Source organism: Hymenobacter sediminis, assembly GCF_003231285.1.
GTDB classification, from domain to species: Bacteria; Bacteroidota; Bacteroidia; order Cytophagales; family Hymenobacteraceae; genus Hymenobacter; species Hymenobacter sediminis.
In genome coordinates this window covers 84,963-102,300 of record NZ_QKNS01000008.1, presented here as the reverse complement: position 1 = coordinate 102,300, position 17,338 = coordinate 84,963, and the positions used below count along the sequence as shown (strand labels likewise).

The following is a 17,338-nucleotide window of genomic DNA, read 5'->3' as shown; positions in this document are numbered from 1 at the left end:
AAGGCGGCAAAGATGCAGGAGTTTCAGCAGAGGATTTCCGGTGCCGCCGCCGCGTTACAGCGTAACGTCGGGCTCGATTTCCCACTCGTTGGGGGCTTTCAGGGTTTTCAGGGTCTTGAGTGCCGGCAGCACAAACGACTTTGCGGGGGAGCTGGTCGTTTTCCCGCCAATCTTGCCTTTGGAGTAAATCCGCTTCTTAGTCAGGAAGTTGTAGCTGTATTGTTCCAGCTCAAAAGCCATTCTATGGATGCGGGTAAAATCAGCTCCAATCAATTGAAACTCTTGGCCGTTGTACCGGAATTTGTATTCGGTGCCCGCTGAGTAGTTAGTCGAGGTTTTATAAGATTCCTGAAAGACTAGTTCTAGTAGCCCTCTTGTAATCTCTATTCGGAGGAAAGGGTCATCGAGTTCCTCCTCGTCGTTTTCAAGGTCCTGATCTTCCGGTATGAACGTGTTGCTTTGCTCTTTCAATTCAAAACCACCCGTCGCGCCTGATTTAAATAGAATAGCCAGTATTCGAGGTTGACTTTTAATTTCCGATCCTTCATGTAGCTGCGTAACCAGGGTTTTGTGCTGTAGTATAAGCGCAGCATCTGGCAGGCCGTCTTTATTTAAATCTCCCACGGCACTGTCGTGAATAAGCCAGCCCTGCGGAACAAAGTCAGTTGTCTGTTGCCCTTGGGCTTTCAACAGGGGGTAGGAAAATTGCTGCCCGTAAGAAGTAGCCGTCAGGGCCGAGAATAGAAAAGCAAAAAGTGGTTTCATATAGTGCATCTAAAATAGTTGGGATGTAAAACATACAGCGCGGACAATAGTGACACCGTGAGATGCAGAAATATGGCTGTTAACCAGTGCAGTTCTACTATCCTGTGATGCGAGCCGCCAAGGCGGCCAGCCCGTCAATTTCCGCCGCCGTGTTGTAGGAATGCAGGATAAGCCGCAGCCGCTCCGTGCCGGCCGGTACCGTGGGAGCCACAATAGGCCGAACATCAAAGCCGGCCGCCTGAGCCGCCGACGCTACCTCCCGCACGCGGGCCGGGCCGGGTGCGTTGGTAAAAAACACCGGATGAATAACGTGGCTTTCCAGGGGCACGCGCAGCCCTGGTACGGCGTTCAGGCGGGTTTTCAGGTAGTCAGAAAGCGCAAAAAGCTGCTCCCGCTCCGCTGATAGGTTAGGCAGCACTTCGTAGGCAGCCTGGAGGCTTGCGACGGAGTGCGGGGGTAGGGCGGTGGTGTAGATGAAGGGCCGACTGAAATTGAGCAGGTAGTCGCGGAGCACGGCCGGGCCAGCCACGGCGGCACCCTGGCTGCCCAAAGCCTTCCCGAACGTGAGCACGCGAGCAAATACGGCGTCTTCCAGCCCCTGCTCTACTACCAAGCCTTCGCCCTGGGGTCCATAGAGCCCGTTGGTGTGGGCCTCATCCACCACCAGATACAGTTCCCGCTCCCGGCACAACGCCGCCAGCTCCGCCAGCGGGGCCATGTCGCCGTCCATGGAATACAAGCTCTCTACCGCCACAAATACGGTTCCGGTAGCGCGGGCCAGCTTGCGCTCCAGGTCCGTTAGGTTATTGTGGCGGAAGCTCCAGGCCGTGGCAAACGAACCCCGGATTCCATCTTTTACAGAGGCATGCGAAGCTTCGTCGTAGAGAATCGTGTCGCCGCGGCGGGGCACGGCGGCGAAGAAGCCCAAGTTGGCAGCGTAGCCCGAGTTGAACAGCAAGGCTGCCTCGGCCCGGTGGAACTGCGCCAAGTGCGTTTCCAGCGCTTCGGCTGCCGCTGAGTTGCCAGTGAGCAGGCGGGAACCTGTGCTACCCGCCCCAGCTTCCGTAGCCAGTAGCAACGCCCGCTGCACGGCCGGGTGGCGGCTCAGACCCAGATAATCGTTGGAGCTGAAGTCCACGAGGCCCGGCGCGAACAACGTGAGGCGGCGACGCGTGCCGGCGGCTTCGCGCTGCTCTAGCTCACGGGCGAGGCGCTGGTGGAGGGGAGAGGGGGTAGGCATATGGCTTCTACACGAGAGCTAAAAACTAGCTCCCCTCCTCAGATGAGGAGGGGTTGGGGGTGGTTGACCACTCATTGAACAGCCGCTAGCTACTAGCTCTAGAAACGTTCATACGTCCATCAACCACCCCCAACCCCTCCTCATCTGAGGAGGGGAGTTAGTTTTAATCTTTCTAAGCTACTACCGGAGCCGATTCTTTACCCAGCACTACGGCACCTTCCGGTACATCCTTGAACGACTTGCGGGGCTTGAGGCCCAGCAGGGCAAACATCTGCTTGTCGGCGTCGAAGTCGGGGTTGGGGGTAGTGAGCAGCTTCTCGCCCGAGAAGATGGAGTTGGCGCCGGCCAGGAAGCAGAGGGCCTGCTCTGTAACGGGCATTTCCTGGCGGCCGGCCGAGAGGCGCACCATGGTGCGGGGCATCAGGATGCGGGCCGTGGCAATCATACGCAGCATTTCCCACACGCTCACGCGGGGCTGGTCGGCCAGGGGCGTGCCTTCTACTGGTACCAGCGCATTCACCGGCACCGACTCGGGGTGCTGGGGTAGGGTAGCCAGGGTGTGCAGCATGGCAATGCGGTCCTCGTCGGTTTCGCCCAGGCCAATGATACCGCCCGAGCACACCGAAATACCGGCCTTGCGCACGTGCTCCAGCGTGTTCAGGCGGTCGTCGTAGGTGCGGGTCGTGATGATGTCATCGTAATGCTCCCGGCTGGTGTCCAGGTTGTGGTTGTAGGCGTAGAGGCCGGCTTCCTTCAGGCGCTCGGCCTGGTACTCGTTCAGCATGCCCAGGGTGCAGCACACTTCCAGCCCAATGTTGTTGACCTCGGTTACCATGTTCAGCACCCGGTCGAAGTCGCGGTTGTCGCGCACTTCGCGCCAGGCGGCACCCATGCAGAAGCGGGTGCTGCCGCCGTCTTTGGCGCGCTGGGCCGCGGCCAGTACTTCGGCATCAGGGAGCAGCTTGTGGGCCTGCACGCCGGTGTGGTAGCGGGCGGCCTGAGGGCAGTAGGCGCAGTCTTCGGGGCAGCCGCCGGTTTTCACGCTCAGCAGGGTGCACACCTGCACTTCGCCGGTAGCCTGGGTTTCGGCGTGAATGGCCGCGGCCTGAGTTACCAGTTCCAGCACAGGCTGGTTATAAATAGCTTTTACTTCGTCGAGAGTCCAGTCGGTACGCATCATCATGGGGCGGGGAGGAAGTAGTTTCTGGTTTGTGGTTGGGGGTGGCAGCTAAACAAAGCAGCCCGCCGGCAGCGCGGGGCTACGTGACGGGCTGCAAGATACACGAGAAGTAGATTCTGGAAGATGAAGCGGCCGTACTGCTCTTGCCTTCTTTCCTGAGGCTGTAGTGCTACAGCGCTGTGTGTGTGATGATAGGCTTTTTCAGAAGCCCGAACGACGTCCTCTTTTAGCTTGCTGCCTATTCCATGAATCGGCTACTATTTTGGTGCGGCTACCTCCCGCAGCACCCGGCAGGGGTTGCCCACGGCTACCACCCCCGCCGGAATATCGCGCGTGACGACGCTGCCCGCCCCAATGGTTGTTCCCTCGCCAATGGTCACGCCGGGCATTACCAGCACTCCTGCCCCCAGCCACACATTGTTACCGATGGTAATAGGCTTCGCGAATTCCCAGCCTGCAATGCGCGAGGCTACCTCCACTGGGTGCCCGGCCGTCGACAGGACCACATTGGGTGCGATGAACACATTATCGCCAATGGTAACGGGGGCACAGTCAAGGATGGTGAGGTTGTAGTTGGCGTACACGTTGCGGCCCAGGCGGATGTTGTAGCCATAGTCGCAGCGTAGGGGCGCTTCCAGGTGGGCGTCGGTTTCGTAGCCCAGCAGCTCGGCCAGTACCTCTTTGTTCAGGTGCACGGGCTCCTGGTTGTAGCGGTGGCAGAGCTGCTTGGCCTGCAGGCGCTCGGCTACCAGTTCGGGGTCGTTGGCGAGGTAGAGCTCCCCGGCCAGCATCTGTTGTTTGGGCGTCAAAGGCATAATGAGTTGAGCAGGGGAAGAACCAGGCCCTGTCGGCAGCAAGGTACCAACTGGCCCGCTACCCCCGCCATTAGCTCAAAGCCGTTGCTTCGGGGCTGGGGTTCTGGCCACGGTTGTCGCGGGTATTCTTTTGCACGGCAATAGCGGCGAACAGGCTCAAAACAAACGCCATGGCATAGAAGCCTTTCTCGCTCAGGGTGAGGGTAGCATTCCAGAGGCCTACCGTGAGGAGGGCTACCGACAGCAGGGTTGAAAACCAACTCAAGCCGTAGTAGATGCCCGTCACCGGAATGCCCTCCAACTGGTCGCGCACTGATTTTTGTAGGGAAATGGCGGCAAACAGCCCATACATGAGAGTTGCAAAGTAATAGCCCTTTTCGTTGAGCTGCATCTGGGCGTTCCAGAGGCCAATAATGAAAGCGGCTACGCCTGCCAGCAGGGCTACCCAGGAAGCAGCAATAAAGGCATTCGATGGTTTGGTGTTCATGGTGCGGAAGATTTGAAGTAAGGTTGCTCAGCCACCCTGGCCGAACAGTTCAAACATACGCGGCCCCCTCACCGATTGACACCCGAATTTTCTCTTCTATCAGACTTTATATCGCCAGTAAAAAATCCTGTGACAGCAATGGGTGTATTGTCTTATATGGATGATAAACAATTGTTTATGGCTTAAGTAATGTTCGTGTGGTAATTGCGAAATCAGACTTTGGATATTGTGAAATCAGTTGAATAGGTTCCCGTTACACTAGGAGTAACTGCTACTCTGATGAGGCTTCATAAACCCTGTTGGGGTAGGACGTAAGCTCGTGAGTGAATAATGTAGGTAGGGTTCGGTTTTCACCACGTTACGGCCTTCTCCAGAATGCCAGCGGCCCATCCTATCACAGGATGGGCCGCTGGCATTCTGGAGGTAAGACTAAAAGTTAAGAGCGCTTTCCGGGGCGGCTGGCGCCGCGGGTACCACGGGTACTGGTTTTGCCTTTGGGTGGTCCGGCGGGCGCCGACTTAGGCCCTTTGCCGGCGGCTGCTCCGCGTGGGCGAGGCCCGCTACCAGCGCCCGCAGCAGGGCGACGCGTTTTGCCAAACCCCGGCCCATCGGGCCGAACTCCGGTTGCGGGTCCATTGGCCCGGGCCGGGCCTGTGGGCCATTCAGCCGGAGCGGTGGGAGCAGGAGTAGGCCGTTTGGCGGCGCGCTTACCGGTGGGTTTTTCTACCCAGGCGCCAGCCGGTTTGGCATGGCCGGGGGCATCGGCGGGCCGTAGGGGGGCCGCACCCTTGCGGCCCGGACGGTCGGCCCAGAACTCAGCCGAGGAAGGGCGCTTGCGCCGCCGGGGCGTGGAGCCATCATCAGTCCCGTCGGAGTCCTTAATCATCTCAAACAGCACCTTCATCTCCTTTTCCTTCAGCTCGCGCCACTCGCCTACGCCCAGGCCCTTCACGTTGATGTTCATCACGCGAATGCGCTCCAGTTGCACCACCTCATAGCCGAAGTACTCGCACATGCGCCGGATTTGGCGGTTGAGGCCCTGCACCAGAATAATGCGGAAGATGTAGGGTGTTTCCTTGGTCACCTTGCAGGGCTGGGTCATGGTGCCCCCAATTGGGACGCCGTTGGCCATGCCCTCAATGAACAAGTCGTTGATGGGTTTGTCCACCATCACGATGTATTCCTTCTCGTGCTTATTACCGGCCCGCAGGATTTTATTGACGATGTCGCCGTTGCTGGTCAGCAGAATCAGACCTTGCGAATCCCGGTCGAGGCGGCCGATAGGGAAGATGCGCACCGAGTGCTTGATGGCCCGGATGATGTTGTCCTTGATGCCGGTATCGGTGGTAGAAATGATGCCCGGCGGCTTGTTGTAGGCAATGTACACAGCATCTTCCTCGGCGCGGGGCTCAATAACAATACCGTTCACCGAAACCCGGTCCTTGCTCGTTACCTGGTCGCCGATGCTGGCCCGCTTGCCATTCACCAGCACGTTGCCCTGCTCAATAAAGCGGTCGGCCTCCCGGCGGGAGCAGACCCCACTTTCGCTGATGTATTTATTAAGACGAGTAGGCATGGGCAACGGGTGTTGAGGGCAAAACAAAAATGATCCGCCAAGGCAGTTATGCCCTGGCGGACCACAAAGATACGGCGGAAGTACATGAGCCGGGGCGAATTACTGAAATAGATGCAGTAAGAAAACAGCCGGAGCCTACCTTCTGCGCCAGCGTAAGCTCCAACGGCTACTGCCCTTCCTGCCTGAAGGTAGGGTAGGGAGGCAAAGCGTTACGCCCCAATAAAGTAGCGCTGAATGGCGTCGTCGAGCTCAGGAGGTAGGGTAGCAGTGGCGCCCACGCGAACCGGCGAGCTGGCTCCATCCTCGGCAACAAAGGTACCGCTGGCCTCCGTGAACTGCAGCCGCCCCTGCCGAAACTCCCGTTGCTCCGCGCCTTCCCGGTTCATCGACACGAACTCCAGGTGCTCTAGGTAGTGGCTGGCTTTATCGAACCGGAACCAGAAGTACACCTCGGCCGGGTCGTCGCTCTGCACGTCCAGCAGCTTGATTTCTACCAAGGAAAAAGCATCAGCTTCGAGCAGGAACAGCGTTTTATAGGAGATGGGCATGGTATAGGGAGAGTGGGGTTTGTGGGATATATACCGAATATGTACCCGAAGGGATATGAGGTTGCGGATATTTTAAGGGGTAGGCATACTGCCGCCTCATTGATAAAGAAGCTACTCCGCCAGCCACTGTATGGCCCGGTACTGCCCCGGCCCGAAGAATAGCTGCAGCACGGCGTCGGTTATGTGCAGGCCGTTGGCGCTGTTGGTGAAGAACACCAAGCTTTCCTGCGTGTTGGGGAAGGCAATAAAGAAGCCTTTGAAGTCGCCGTTGTCGCCCCAGTGCCAGAGGGCGGGGCCACGGCTGGTGGTGGCTAGGCCTACCCCGTAGGCCCAGGCAATGAATGGGTCAGTTGTGCTGGTGGGTTTGGCGCAACGCTCGGCGGCATTGGCTGGCATACGCAGCAGTTGGGCGGTGCTTGGTTTCAACCCTTGGCCTTTTACTAGCGCCTGTACGAAGCGGCTGTAGTCGGTGGCAGTGGTAAGTAAACTGAAGCCCGCATTGGCTTCTTGGAAACGGCGGATTTCCGTAGGCTTGTCCGCGTCGTCGTGGCCGAAGCTGGCATCTTTGTCGAACGCGCTACGCCAGATGTAGCTGCTGTTTCTCATTCCGAGCGGCCGAAAAACTTCCTGTTGTGCCAGGGCTTGCAGGGGCTTGCCCGTGATGTGCTCCAGGGTTTTTTGCAGCAGCACGAAGCCTTCGCCGGAGTAATTCCAGCAGCTGTCAGGAGCGTATTTTAGCTCTAGGGCTGAGGTTTTCCAGCTGGCTTCCAGCGGGTTTTCGGCCCAGTTGGGCAAGCCTGAAGTGTGCGTGAGCACCATGCGGGCCGTGATGGTGGCGGCGCGGGGCTGGGTACGCAGGCGCGGCTCGGTGTAATAGGCCTGTAGGGGCTTATCCAGATTGAGTAGGCCTTGGTCGTGCAGACGCAAGGCCGTGTACGCCAGTACCACTTTACCCAGAGATGCAGCTTGAAACGTAGTGGCAGCAGTAACAACCTGCGTAGTACCCGCTTTGGCCAAGCCCAGGCTGTACCGGAGCGTTTCGCCTTTTTTAGTATAAACCAGCTGCATGCCCGGCACTTGCTCCTTTTTAAGAAGGGCAGTTAACTCGGCTTGTTGAGCCAAACCAAGGGCGGCGGGTAGCAAGAATATTAACGTGAGCAATGCCTTCAGGCGGAAGCAACGGAAATAGAGCACGAGAATAGAAAGTCAGCTGATTGGTTGCCGAAAGTAGAAATAAAAACAGCGCGCCGTGCAGAGGCACGGCGCGCTGTTCTGGTGTGAGAAGACAGGTAGGAGATATAAAAACCTACCCCAGCGTGTGGTACACGGCCTGCACGTCGTCGTCCTCCTCAAACTTCTCGATGAGGTTCATTACTTCTTCCAGTTGGTCGCCTTCGAGGTGCACGGTGGTGTTGGGCACGCGCTGTAGCTGCGCCGAAACTACGTTGAGGCCTTTTTCTTCGAGGGCCTTCTGCATCTGACCGAAGTCGGTGAAGGCCGTTTCTACCACAATGTATTCCTTCACGTTGCCGTGCTCGTCTTCTTCCTGGTCGGAGTACACGTCCTCGGCGCCGGCATCAATCAGCTCCAGTTCCAGCTCATCGAGGTCGAGGCCTTCGGCGGCCAGCTTGAACACGCCCTTGCGGGTGAAGGTATAATCGGAGGAGCCGGCGGTACCCAGGGCACCATTGCCCCGGTTGAAGTACATGCGCACGTTGGCCACGGTGCGGGTGGGGTTGTCGGTGGCCGTTTCAATTACAATGGCCACGCCATGAGGCGCGTAGCCTTCATATACAACCTCCTGGTAGTCCTTTTCCTCTTTGCTGCTAGCCCGCTTGATGGCGGCTTCTACCCGGTCCTTAGGCATGTTCACGCCCTTGGCGTTCTGCATGGCCGTGCGCAGGCGCGAGTTGGTATCGGGGTTGGGGCCTGATTCCTTTACGGCCATGACAATTTCCCGGCCGATGCGGGTGAAGTCCTTCGACATTCGGTCCCAGCGCTTCATTTTGCGGCCTTTGCGGAATTCAAACGCGCGTCCCATCTATCAGTGAGTTGGTAAAATGGTGAAATAGTGAGTTGACGTTTCGGCGGGTGGGGCCGAAAGGGGCTGCAAGTTAGCAGAAAGCCCGGCGGAGCGCAACGTACGGCCACAGACGGGCAGTTGTTGCCTCAAGGGGCCAAGGCAAGAGGCTTTACGTGCAGGGCAGGGGTAGGCCTATTCTCTCGAACCCTACCCTATGTCATTGGCTTAAGCCTCTTGCCCGGCTTCGGCAGCCTCCGGTAGGGTAGGCTCCGCAGCTGGGGCCGAGCAGTTGCGGTAAATGCGCTCCAGCACTTGGCGCAGGTGGTCGAGGTCGGTTTCGCTGAGGCCCGCCAGGGCTATGGAGCGGTTGCTGAGTACCACGGGCTGCACAGCAGCCAGGGCCGCCTCGCCGGCCGCCGATACGCGCAGGCGGCTGCGACGCCCGTCGTTGGGCTGGGGCTCCGACCGCAACAGGCCGCGCTTGAGCAGCAAGGCCAGAATGCGTGCCACCGAGGCCTGATCCTTAAAAACCCTTTCGGCAATTTCCATCTGGGTCAGGTCATCGTGCTCTTCCAGCACCCGTAGCACCAGCCACTGATCAATGGTAATATCTACGCCTGCCCGGTCGATGTTGGCCTGGGCAAACCGCCGATACTGGCGAATGGCCTTATCCAGCGAATAGAAAATGATGTTCGAAAGCATAGTAGCAGGTGGCAGGATACAACGACGGAGTAAGTACGGGTGAAGGTAAAAGAAACTCGACAATACCTTCGGGCGGGCAGCTATTGCTGGCGCAGGGTGTAAATACTCTGGTTACCGGCCGGAAAGCCCGCCATAGTCAGCGTCAGAAGGCCGTTGCGCAGTTGAAAGGTGCCTTCGTCGGTGCGGGCCTGGCCCTTTTTATCCGTATAAGAAAAGCTGATGCGGTTGCCGGCAAAGGTGAAGCGGCCATCCTGATCGAAGGGCATGGTGCCGCCATTGATGCTCAGCGTAAGCCGTTTCTGGTAGGTGCCGTCGGGCCGCAGCGTGAGTGTGCCGCCTACCCCCTTGGCCGGCATAGGCGTGGGGCTGGTGGCTTTGTCAAGGATGGAGTAGGTGAGGTAGGTGTACGTAGTGAAAAAGGAAGGCGCTAGCCGGGGCACAGCCGGAGAGGAACGCTGGGCTACCCCCCGGAAACTTCCAAGGCACAGGAAGGCCGCAAGAAAAAGACGATAGAGCATAACGCAAGGTAACCTGTTGCGCCCGTTTTAAGGGTAGTTAAACGTTCTGGTTCGCTGTCCAAGGCGTTCGGCCGGGGGGTACGTGCTGACATTTACCCAGCCAGGTTTGAGTGGGTTAAGAGGGGTAGGAGTTAAGGTTCCAGCGGCACGGATGGCGGGCAGGCGGCGCGGAAAGTGCCTGCTGCTAGGCAAGCTGCCGTTTCCCGCTACATTTGGGTATGCCCACCTTTATCCGCGACTTGCTGCGCCCCGCCACTGAACTTGACCAGGCCGATGTTTGCCTGGTGGGGCTACCCCTCGACTTTGGTACCGTGCTGGAAGGCGGCCGCGCTGGCGCGGCCGGCGGCCCCGAGGCCATCCGGCGCGAACTGCGCCGCTACCATAAAACCTACAATCTGGAGCACAACGTGAGCTTAGAGGGCCTGCGCATTGCCGATGCCGGCAACCTCGATTTGCGCACTACCCCCGACCACGAAGCCAACCACCAAGCCATTAGGGCAGAACTTACGCGCCTGCTCAACCAGTACCCCCGCGTGGTGGTGCTGGGCGGTTCTCACGACTGCACCTATAGCACCGTGCGCGCCCTCCGCGACGCCACCAACGGACAGGCCGTGGGTGGCATCAACCTCGACGCCCATGCCGACGTGAAGGACCGGCCCGGGGTACTCAGCAGTGGTACACCTTTTGGCAAGCTGCTGCGCGAGGAAGTGCTGGCGGGTGAGCGTTTCACCGAAATCGGGCTGCATTCTAACCTCAATACCAAGGAAGATATTGGTTTCCTGCACCAGCAACAGGCTACCCTTGTGCCGCTGGCCCATGTGCAGCAAGATGGCATGACCGAGTACATGCGCCGGGCCCTACGCCGGGCTACCGCCGCCGGTCCGGCCTTCGTGAGCTTCGATATAGACGGTTGCGCCGAGGCCTATGCCCCCGCTGTTTCGGCCCCCAGCGCCGATGGCTTTACGCCCCGGCAAGCGGTGGAAGCTGCTTTTCTGGCCGGCAAGGAGCCCGAAGTGCTCTTGTTTGAACTCATGGAGTTGAACCCCCTCTTCGACCGGGACAACCAAACCGCGCGGCTAGCTGCTACCATTCTCACGGCCTACCTGACCGGAATAGCCGCTACCCTCAGCGCCTGACGCTACCCTCTTACCCAGCGCGAAGCCTGGGCTTTTGCTTTTCTTCTGCTATGAAACACCTGTTTACTTGTTTGCTGAGCGTGGCGCTGGGCTTGCCCGCTACTGCTCAGAAAACACCCGTTAAGCCCGCCGCAAAACCCGCCAGCCCCGCCTTTACGCTGGCCTGTCCGGCGCTACCCGCTTCTGCTTCCCTGCAGAAGCAACACTGCGAAATCCGCCCCCTGACCTTGCCAGCCCCGCCCGCTGGTACGCCCCTTACCGTGGATGCCCGCCTGCACGGCAGTATTCTGGTGCGAGCCTGGAGCGGCCCAGAGGTGCGGGTTCGGGCGGTAGTGACGGGTAGGGCGGCTACCCTAGAGGCTGCCAAAGCTTTGGCTGCTGCTGTGCGCGTCAGTTCTCAAGGGCACACCCTTCGGGCCGCCCGCGCCAACGAGAACATGGACGGCTGGGAAGTCAGCTACGAAGTGCTGGTGCCCACCCAAACCGACCTGGTTCTGCGCTCCACCAATGGCAGCATCAGCGTTGAAAACGTGCGCGGCACCCTCCGCTGCGAAAGCACCAACGGCAGCCTGGCCCTGGCCGGGGTGGGCGGCGACGTACGCGGCAAAACCACCGCCGGCAGCCTGAACCTCACCCTTACCGGCGACGCCTGGCAGGGCCCCGGCCTGGATGTAAGCACCGTCAATGGCAGCATTTCCTGGAAGTTGCCCGCCGTGTACGCCGCCACCATTATGGCGCGCACCGTGCAGGGCCGTGTGCAGGCTGAGCTGAACACCAAGCGCAAAAGCGTGCTACCCCACAACCTGGTGGCAACCCTCGGGAAGGGCGGCGCGCAGTTGCGCGCCGCCACCGTGAACGGCAGCGTGGCGGTAAAGCAGGAGGCCCTACCCCCTGATGCCCAGCCAGCCGATGAAGAAGTAAGTGAATAAAAAACGCCCGCTTTACGCGGGCGTTTTTGTTGTGGATCAGGAATGATAGGCGAACTATAAAGTCTGTTATGTCTCGACCAGCTCGACATGACGTCTTGGTGGAATGCACGGGCTTTCAGACCCAGGTTCCCCGTCTCTGATTGATGTGCAGAATGATTGGAGTAACAAAACTTAGTACCGCTCCGGGTAGCGCACTACCTCGTCGGTGCGGGGGCGCTTGGGCACGGGGGAAGTTTTCTGCGGGTACTCATTTTGCTTGTGCTTCTGGTAGCGCTTCACCAGCAAGGCTACCCCCGCCAATGCGCCCAATCCTACCGCGGCAATGGCAAACTTCTGGCGGATGGGGTCGTGGGGAGCCGGCGGGAGGTAGGCCACGCCGTTTTCATCGAGGCGGGCGGGGTCCTGCACGTAGCGGCCTTTGGCCGGAATCTGGAACTCGTCGGCTAGTTTCTGTAAGCCCGCAGCGGCTTCAGGGCCTTTAATGACGGGGCCATGGCCGCAGCCGATGGCCTCGGGCCGCAGCGCCGCCAGCTTCTGAATCGACTCGCGTACTTGCTGCCAGTTGTAGTTGAACGGTGCGCCCGCTACGCTGATTTTCGGCAGTTGCAGCAGCAGTTCCGGCACCGACTCGTGGTTGGCCGTGGCAAAGGCATCGGCGCCAATCAGGGTGCGGTCCTTTTCGCGGAACAGCGCAATTTGGCCCGGTGCGTGGCCCGGAACGTGCAGAACCTGCCAGTCAGGCAGGAAGGGCGGCTCGGTATCATTTTCGGGAAGGTGCTGCACGTAGTCGCTGAGCTGGAACGACTGGGGCGGGAAGAAGCGGGCCACAAACGCCAGGGAACCGCCACCCGCTACCGTTGGGTCGGCGGGCGGATATACGGCCCGGGCGGTCAGGAAGGGCATTTCGAGAGAATGAGCCAATACAGGTACCTTCCAATGCTCAGCCAAGGCCTGGGCCGAGCCCGAGTGGTCCATGTGGCCGTGGGTCAGCAGGATGGCTTCGGGATGGGTGCCGGGGTAGAAAATCTTGTCGGCGGCCTCGATAATGGCCTTTTCCGAGCCGGGCAAGCCGGTATCGACCAGCACCCAGGCCCCGGCGTGGCCGGTTTCTACAAAGTATACATTAACAAAGCGTTGGATAGAAAGCTGGTGAACCCCAGCGGCTACCTTTTCCATGAGTTCAGGGGTAGGTGAAACGATACAGTCAGTACGAACCTCATCTGAATTGGGTATAAAAAGCGCAAGGTGTCATTCCAACGTAGTAGGAATCTGGCGTGCTGATGTTGTGATAGAAATTGTCATGTCGAGCTGGTCGAGACATGACGGTCATTCTGCTGCCTGCCCTATTGTTTTGATTTGACAACCTGCCGCATACAAAAAGGCCCGACTGGTGAACCAGTCGGGCCTTTTCAAAAAGATGATAATCTATGGCTTACGCCAGCGCCTCGCGCAGCGCAGTAAGCAGAGTGCCTACGCCTTGAGCTTCGCCAGCTGAGCCGAGGTGCACACGCAGGGTGCGGCGGTTGTAGTCCTGCAGGGCTTTCAGGTCGCCGGCGGCCTGGCCGTTCTGGAAGGTGCCGAAGGTGTAGGGGCGGCCGGGCAGGGGCAGGTCCTGGGCGTGGTCAGTAGTGATTTGCAGGAACAGGCCGTTGTCGGGGCCACCTTTGTGGTATTGGCCCGTGGAGTGCAGGAAGCGGGGACCGTAGCCCGAAGCCGTAGCAATGTGCAGGTGCTGCTGCACCAGGCTGCGTACCTCCTGCAGCTCCTGGTTCAGCTCCGGAGATTCCTGCAGGTAGGCCTGAATGCAGAGGAAATTGCCGGGCTTGCTCTGGCCGAAGAAGGCGCGCAGCACTTCTACCGCGCTACCCCCCGCTACGTTGGTGTAGTAGTCGAGGCCGTTTTCCTGGAGCACCGGGGCGCTTTCCTGGGGTAGGGCGCCTTTTTCCACCACTACCTTCATTAGCTGGTCGGTGGCGGTTTTGGCGGCCTGCACGTTGGGCTGGTCGAAGGGGTTGATTTCGAGCACGGCGCTGGCAATGGCCGTGGCTACTTCCCAGCGGAAGAACTCAGCACCCAGGTCCAGGGCGTCGCGCATCAGAATGGTAACTACCGGGTGGCCGGCAGCCTGCAGGGCAGCTACCTTCTGGCGGTTCTGCTCGTCGGGCTGGTTCTCAAAGCCTACATACACGAACACGCGGTCCTGGCCGTACACCTCGGGGCCATTGAGTGGGTCGCCGGCCAGGGGCATGATGCCTTTGCCTTCCTTGCCGGTGCTTTCGGCAACCAGCTGCTCCAGCCACAGGCCAAAGTCCGAAATGGTGTCGGGCACTACCAGCGTGAGCTTGTCGCGGCCTTGCCGGGCCAGTACGCCCAGGGCCACGCCCAGCTCCAGGCCGGGGTTTTGCTGCACGTCGCCCTCCGAGCCAGTGGCACGCATCATGTCAATGGCGCGCTCCAGCAGGGTTTTAATGTCGATGCCGTACAGGGCAGCCGGTACCAGCCCGAAGTAAGAGAGGGCCGAGAAGCGGCCGCCTACCTCGGCAAAGTTCAGGAAGATGCGGCGGTAGCCTTCTTCCGTAGCCTGGGTTACAAACTTGGAGCCGGGGTCAGTAATGGCCACGAAGTTCTCGCCGGCCTTGTCGCCTTTAATTTCCTTGAGGCGAGCGTAGAAATAGTCGCCGAAAGCCAGGGGCTCGGCCGTGGTGCCCGATTTGCTGGCTACCACAAACAGGGTCTGGGCCAGCGGCACCGACTCCTCAATTTCGCGTACGGTGCCGGGGTTGGTGGTATCGAGCACCGAGAGGGGTAGGGCACCGGGGCCCTGCTGGAATGCCTGCCGGAACACAATGGGGGTCATGGTGCTGCCGCCCATGCCCATTACTACTACGTGCTGAAAGCCGGCAGCCTTCACCTCGCGGGCAAATTCCTCAATCTCGCCCACGCGGGGCAGCATGGTTTCGGCTACCCGCAGCCAGCCCATAAAGCTGCGCAGGCTCTGCTGGGCTTCGGTGTCCTGCACCCACAGGTCGGCTTGCTTCTGCCAGAAGCCGGCGGTGAAGTTGCGGGCGTTGAAATCCTGCAGTTTGGCGTCGATGGCAGCCTGGTAAGAGCCCAGTTGCAGGGTCATGGCGGAGATGTTGGAGGAAGAAGTTTCCATTCGATTCGGGTTCACAGAGTGTCGAGGAAAGGGCTAGCCGCGGCCTGCGAGTGGCCACACGGGGAGCGGGCAAAGGTAGAGAAGTCGGCAGATACGGCGAGGATTTCAGCCAGAATTTGCACGGGCTGCCTTATGCAGGGCAGGCACGGCCAGCGGGCGGGCTAGCTCTATACACACAAACCGCCACCATCTGCGCTCAGCATAAAGCGCAGATGGTGGCGGAAAGGACCCGCACTTGGCGGGGGCCAGCCGGCTTAGGTATTAGACGGCTGTACGCTGCGGAAGAAGGCCGAAATTTCCTCGGAAAAAGAAATAGACGACGCCATGCCGGAGCGGTTGGCGGCGCCTATCAAAAGCAGCAAAAACAGGACAAAGAAGCGAAGAAGAGTAGAAAAGCGCTGCATAATCAGGGGAAACAAAAGCGTGAAATACCTGCCTTGGTAGGCCAGCGCCGGTACATACGGTAAAACTAAATTTAGGTATAGCAATACCGAAGAATTATTAGTCGAAACCTGCTTTATACCCTGTCGAACAGCAAATTAACTTGGTGACAGTTTGCGGATTTTATAACCAAAGGCCAGTTGCGTCTTCGGCCCTGCAGCCCAAAGGGGCGGGGAGAGGTAAAACTGGACTTAGCGAATTCGGAGGTACCGGGCTTGCGCCGCGGCGGCGGGGTAGGGATGCCCCTTTGGCAGGCGTAAAAAAGCCTCTCACAACAGTGAGAGGCTTCTTAAAACAGCAACTTAAGGCTGTAGCAACTGACTACTGAGCCGTGGTGCCCGTGGTGCCAGCCGTAGTACCACCAGCGGTGGTGCCGGCAGTCGTAGCGCCTTCAGTGGTGCCAGCGGTGGTAGCACCTTCGGTAGTAGTGGTAGTGCCTTCAGCCGTGGTAGCGCCAGCGTCGGTCATGGTCGTGTCGGTGGTAGCGCCTTCAGTAGCGGGAGACTCGGTGGCAGAAGCGTCATCGGCACCGGTGCCGCCTTCGTTGGTCGTGGTAGCGTCGCCGCCGCACGAAGCAAAAGTGAACGAAGCAGCAGCCAGAGCGAGGAACAGAACTTTTTTCATGATGGTGTTACGTAACAGGTAGATGAAGTCAGAAGCAATTTCGCCGCCTTCCGGCAGCAAATTCGGACCTTGATACCTGGAGCAGGGGTAGGTAACCCGAGAGAGGTAAAAGTTTTCTTGCTTTTTTATTACTGTTGAGCTTAGTCCCGCCACCGATACTTTAGGATATAAGATGTGGGCAGGTAGCATTACCTTACCCATAAGCCCGTCATTCATCGACCCGCCCGGAATGACCGTTCTTTCTTTGCTGCCCACCGAGTCTGGGGCAGGTAGCCCCTGGGAGGGCATAAAAAAAGCCCCTCACATTGTGAGAGGCTTTCCTTATATCTGGTTGGGCTGACTTAGCGGCCCGTGGTGCCACCACCGGCAGTGCTGCCGCCAGTAGTGCCAGCGGTGCTACCACCAGCGGTAGAGCCACCAGCCGTGGTACCGCCAGCGGTGCTGCCACCGGCCGTAGAGCCACCGGCGGTAGAACCGCCAGCCGTAGAGCCCATGCCGCCAGCAGTAGAGCCACCACCCGTGGTGCTGGTGCCGCTAGTAGTAGAGCCTGCGCTTTGGTCGCCGGTGCTGGTAGTGCCGCCGCCGCCCGAGCCAGTGCCCATCGAACTAGTGTCGCCGCTCATGCCAGCGTCGCCGGAGCCAGAAGCATCCATCGAACCGGAGCCCGAGCCGCTGCTCGACTCAGTACCCGTTCCGCCTTCGGTGCCCGAGCCACCGGCACCTTCCTGAGAGTTACCGCCGCACGAGGCAAATGTAAACGAGGCCGCAGCCAGAGCTAAAAAAAGGACCTTTTTCATGGTGTTGGTTGGATAAGGAGTTGGGTGTTTTAGATGAATTCGTGCCTATTAGCAGCGAATCAGAGCTTTATACTCCCAATGAGAAATAGGTAACCTGATTTTAATTAATAAAATCTTGGTTTTTTTATAATGGTTGAGCTTGGCTGATAGGCTGGGATGGCGGAACCGGCAGTGGCAACGTCCGTCGCCAGGCTTGCTGCCATGGCTTTTCGGAGCTAGCAGGGCGCACCATTGGGCGGGCGGCCAGGGGTAGGGAAGAAGTCAAACGGTTTCGATTGGCAGCTCCTAACAGCAGCAGAAGCAGCAAAGTCGTTACCCGGAAGTAATCGGTGAATTGACGCATGGTGCACTGGAAAGATGAAGGCAAAGCCCTTGAAAAACTTTTGACTGGTACGGCCCT

19 protein-coding genes are annotated in these 17,338 nt (G+C 59.1%); 2 read left to right on the top strand and 17 right to left on the bottom strand.

What is annotated here, in order from left to right; all coding sequences use genetic code 11:
• Positions 1-54: 54 nt before the first annotated feature.
• The 11 genes from DNI29_RS19735 to DNI29_RS19685 all read right to left on the bottom strand — a co-directional run bounded on the left by DNI29_RS19735 (position 55) and on the right by DNI29_RS19685 (position 9,854).
• Positions 55-765, bottom strand: coding sequence for a hypothetical protein (locus tag DNI29_RS19735; RefSeq protein WP_123823338.1), 711 nt, complete (start codon positions 763-765; stop codon positions 55-57).
• A gap of 97 nt (positions 766-862) precedes the next feature.
• The gene (locus tag DNI29_RS19730) at positions 863-2,005 is read right to left on the bottom strand and encodes an aminotransferase class I/II-fold pyridoxal phosphate-dependent enzyme (protein WP_110979863.1); all 1,143 of its coding nucleotides are present in this window, start codon (positions 2,003-2,005) and stop codon (positions 863-865) included.
• A 172-nt stretch (positions 2,006-2,177) separates the two neighbouring features.
• A complete protein-coding gene (gene bioB / locus DNI29_RS19725; protein ID WP_110979999.1) occupies positions 2,178-3,182 on the bottom strand; it encodes a biotin synthase BioB in 1,005 nt (334 codons plus the stop codon).
• A gap of 260 nt (positions 3,183-3,442) precedes the next feature.
• Positions 3,443-4,000: a sugar O-acetyltransferase gene (locus tag DNI29_RS19720; protein ID WP_110979862.1), complete on the bottom strand. Its 558-nt coding sequence runs from the start codon at positions 3,998-4,000 to the stop codon at positions 3,443-3,445.
• A 70-nt stretch (positions 4,001-4,070) separates the two neighbouring features.
• The gene (yiaA, locus tag DNI29_RS19715) at positions 4,071-4,487 is read right to left on the bottom strand and encodes an inner membrane protein YiaA (protein WP_110979861.1); all 417 of its coding nucleotides are present in this window, start codon (positions 4,485-4,487) and stop codon (positions 4,071-4,073) included.
• A gap of 436 nt (positions 4,488-4,923) precedes the next feature.
• Positions 4,924-6,063: a 23S rRNA pseudouridine(2604) synthase RluF gene (gene rluF / locus DNI29_RS19710; protein ID WP_110979860.1), complete on the bottom strand. Its 1,140-nt coding sequence runs from the start codon at positions 6,061-6,063 to the stop codon at positions 4,924-4,926.
• Positions 6,064-6,272: 209 nt separating this feature from the next.
• Entirely contained in the window at positions 6,273-6,611 is a 339-nt protein-coding gene (locus DNI29_RS19705; protein WP_110979859.1) for a hypothetical protein, read from the bottom strand.
• 111 nt (positions 6,612-6,722) lie between these two features.
• Entirely contained in the window at positions 6,723-7,805 is a 1,083-nt protein-coding gene (locus tag DNI29_RS19700) for a serine hydrolase domain-containing protein (RefSeq protein WP_123823337.1), read from the bottom strand.
• A gap of 112 nt (positions 7,806-7,917) precedes the next feature.
• A complete protein-coding gene (locus DNI29_RS19695; protein WP_110979857.1) occupies positions 7,918-8,652 on the bottom strand; it encodes a YebC/PmpR family DNA-binding transcriptional regulator in 735 nt (244 codons plus the stop codon).
• Positions 8,653-8,859: 207 nt separating this feature from the next.
• Positions 8,860-9,336, bottom strand: a complete 477-nt coding sequence (locus DNI29_RS19690) for a MarR family winged helix-turn-helix transcriptional regulator (protein WP_110979856.1) — start codon at positions 9,334-9,336, stop codon at positions 8,860-8,862.
• An 80-nt stretch (positions 9,337-9,416) separates the two neighbouring features.
• The gene (locus DNI29_RS19685; protein ID WP_110979855.1) at positions 9,417-9,854 is read right to left on the bottom strand and encodes a hypothetical protein; all 438 of its coding nucleotides are present in this window, start codon (positions 9,852-9,854) and stop codon (positions 9,417-9,419) included.
• A 218-nt stretch (positions 9,855-10,072) separates the two neighbouring features.
• Here DNI29_RS19685 and DNI29_RS19680 point away from each other — a divergent pair, with 218 nt between their 5' ends.
• Positions 10,073-10,990: an arginase family protein gene (locus tag DNI29_RS19680; RefSeq protein ID WP_110979854.1), complete on the top strand. Its 918-nt coding sequence runs from the start codon at positions 10,073-10,075 to the stop codon at positions 10,988-10,990.
• A gap of 50 nt (positions 10,991-11,040) precedes the next feature.
• Positions 11,041-11,919, top strand: a complete 879-nt coding sequence (locus DNI29_RS19675; protein ID WP_110979853.1) for a DUF4097 family beta strand repeat-containing protein — start codon at positions 11,041-11,043, stop codon at positions 11,917-11,919.
• Positions 11,920-12,090: 171 nt separating this feature from the next.
• Here DNI29_RS19675 and DNI29_RS19670 read toward each other — a convergent pair whose 3' ends face one another.
• From DNI29_RS19670 to DNI29_RS24260, 6 genes are all read right to left on the bottom strand, one after another.
• Positions 12,091-13,095 carry an MBL fold metallo-hydrolase gene (locus DNI29_RS19670; RefSeq protein WP_110979852.1) on the bottom strand — a complete coding sequence of 335 codons (1,005 nt, stop codon included), beginning with the start codon at positions 13,093-13,095 and terminating at the stop codon, positions 12,091-12,093.
• Between the two features lie 256 nt (positions 13,096-13,351).
• Positions 13,352-15,076: a phosphoglucose isomerase-related protein gene (locus DNI29_RS19665; RefSeq protein ID WP_110979851.1), complete on the bottom strand. Its 1,725-nt coding sequence runs from the start codon at positions 15,074-15,076 to the stop codon at positions 13,352-13,354.
• Between the two features lie 254 nt (positions 15,077-15,330).
• Positions 15,331-15,480 (bottom strand): hypothetical protein, encoded by a 150-nt coding sequence (locus DNI29_RS24590; protein WP_162303676.1) that lies wholly within the window; start codon positions 15,478-15,480, stop codon positions 15,331-15,333.
• 358 nt (positions 15,481-15,838) lie between these two features.
• Positions 15,839-16,141, bottom strand: a complete 303-nt coding sequence (locus DNI29_RS19660) for a hypothetical protein (RefSeq protein WP_123823336.1) — start codon at positions 16,139-16,141, stop codon at positions 15,839-15,841.
• Between the two features lie 341 nt (positions 16,142-16,482).
• Entirely contained in the window at positions 16,483-16,938 is a 456-nt protein-coding gene (locus tag DNI29_RS24585) for a hypothetical protein (RefSeq protein ID WP_162303675.1), read from the bottom strand.
• A gap of 124 nt (positions 16,939-17,062) precedes the next feature.
• The gene (locus DNI29_RS24260) at positions 17,063-17,281 is read right to left on the bottom strand and encodes a hypothetical protein (RefSeq protein WP_123823335.1); all 219 of its coding nucleotides are present in this window, start codon (positions 17,279-17,281) and stop codon (positions 17,063-17,065) included.
• Between the last annotated feature and the right edge of the window lie 57 nt (positions 17,282-17,338).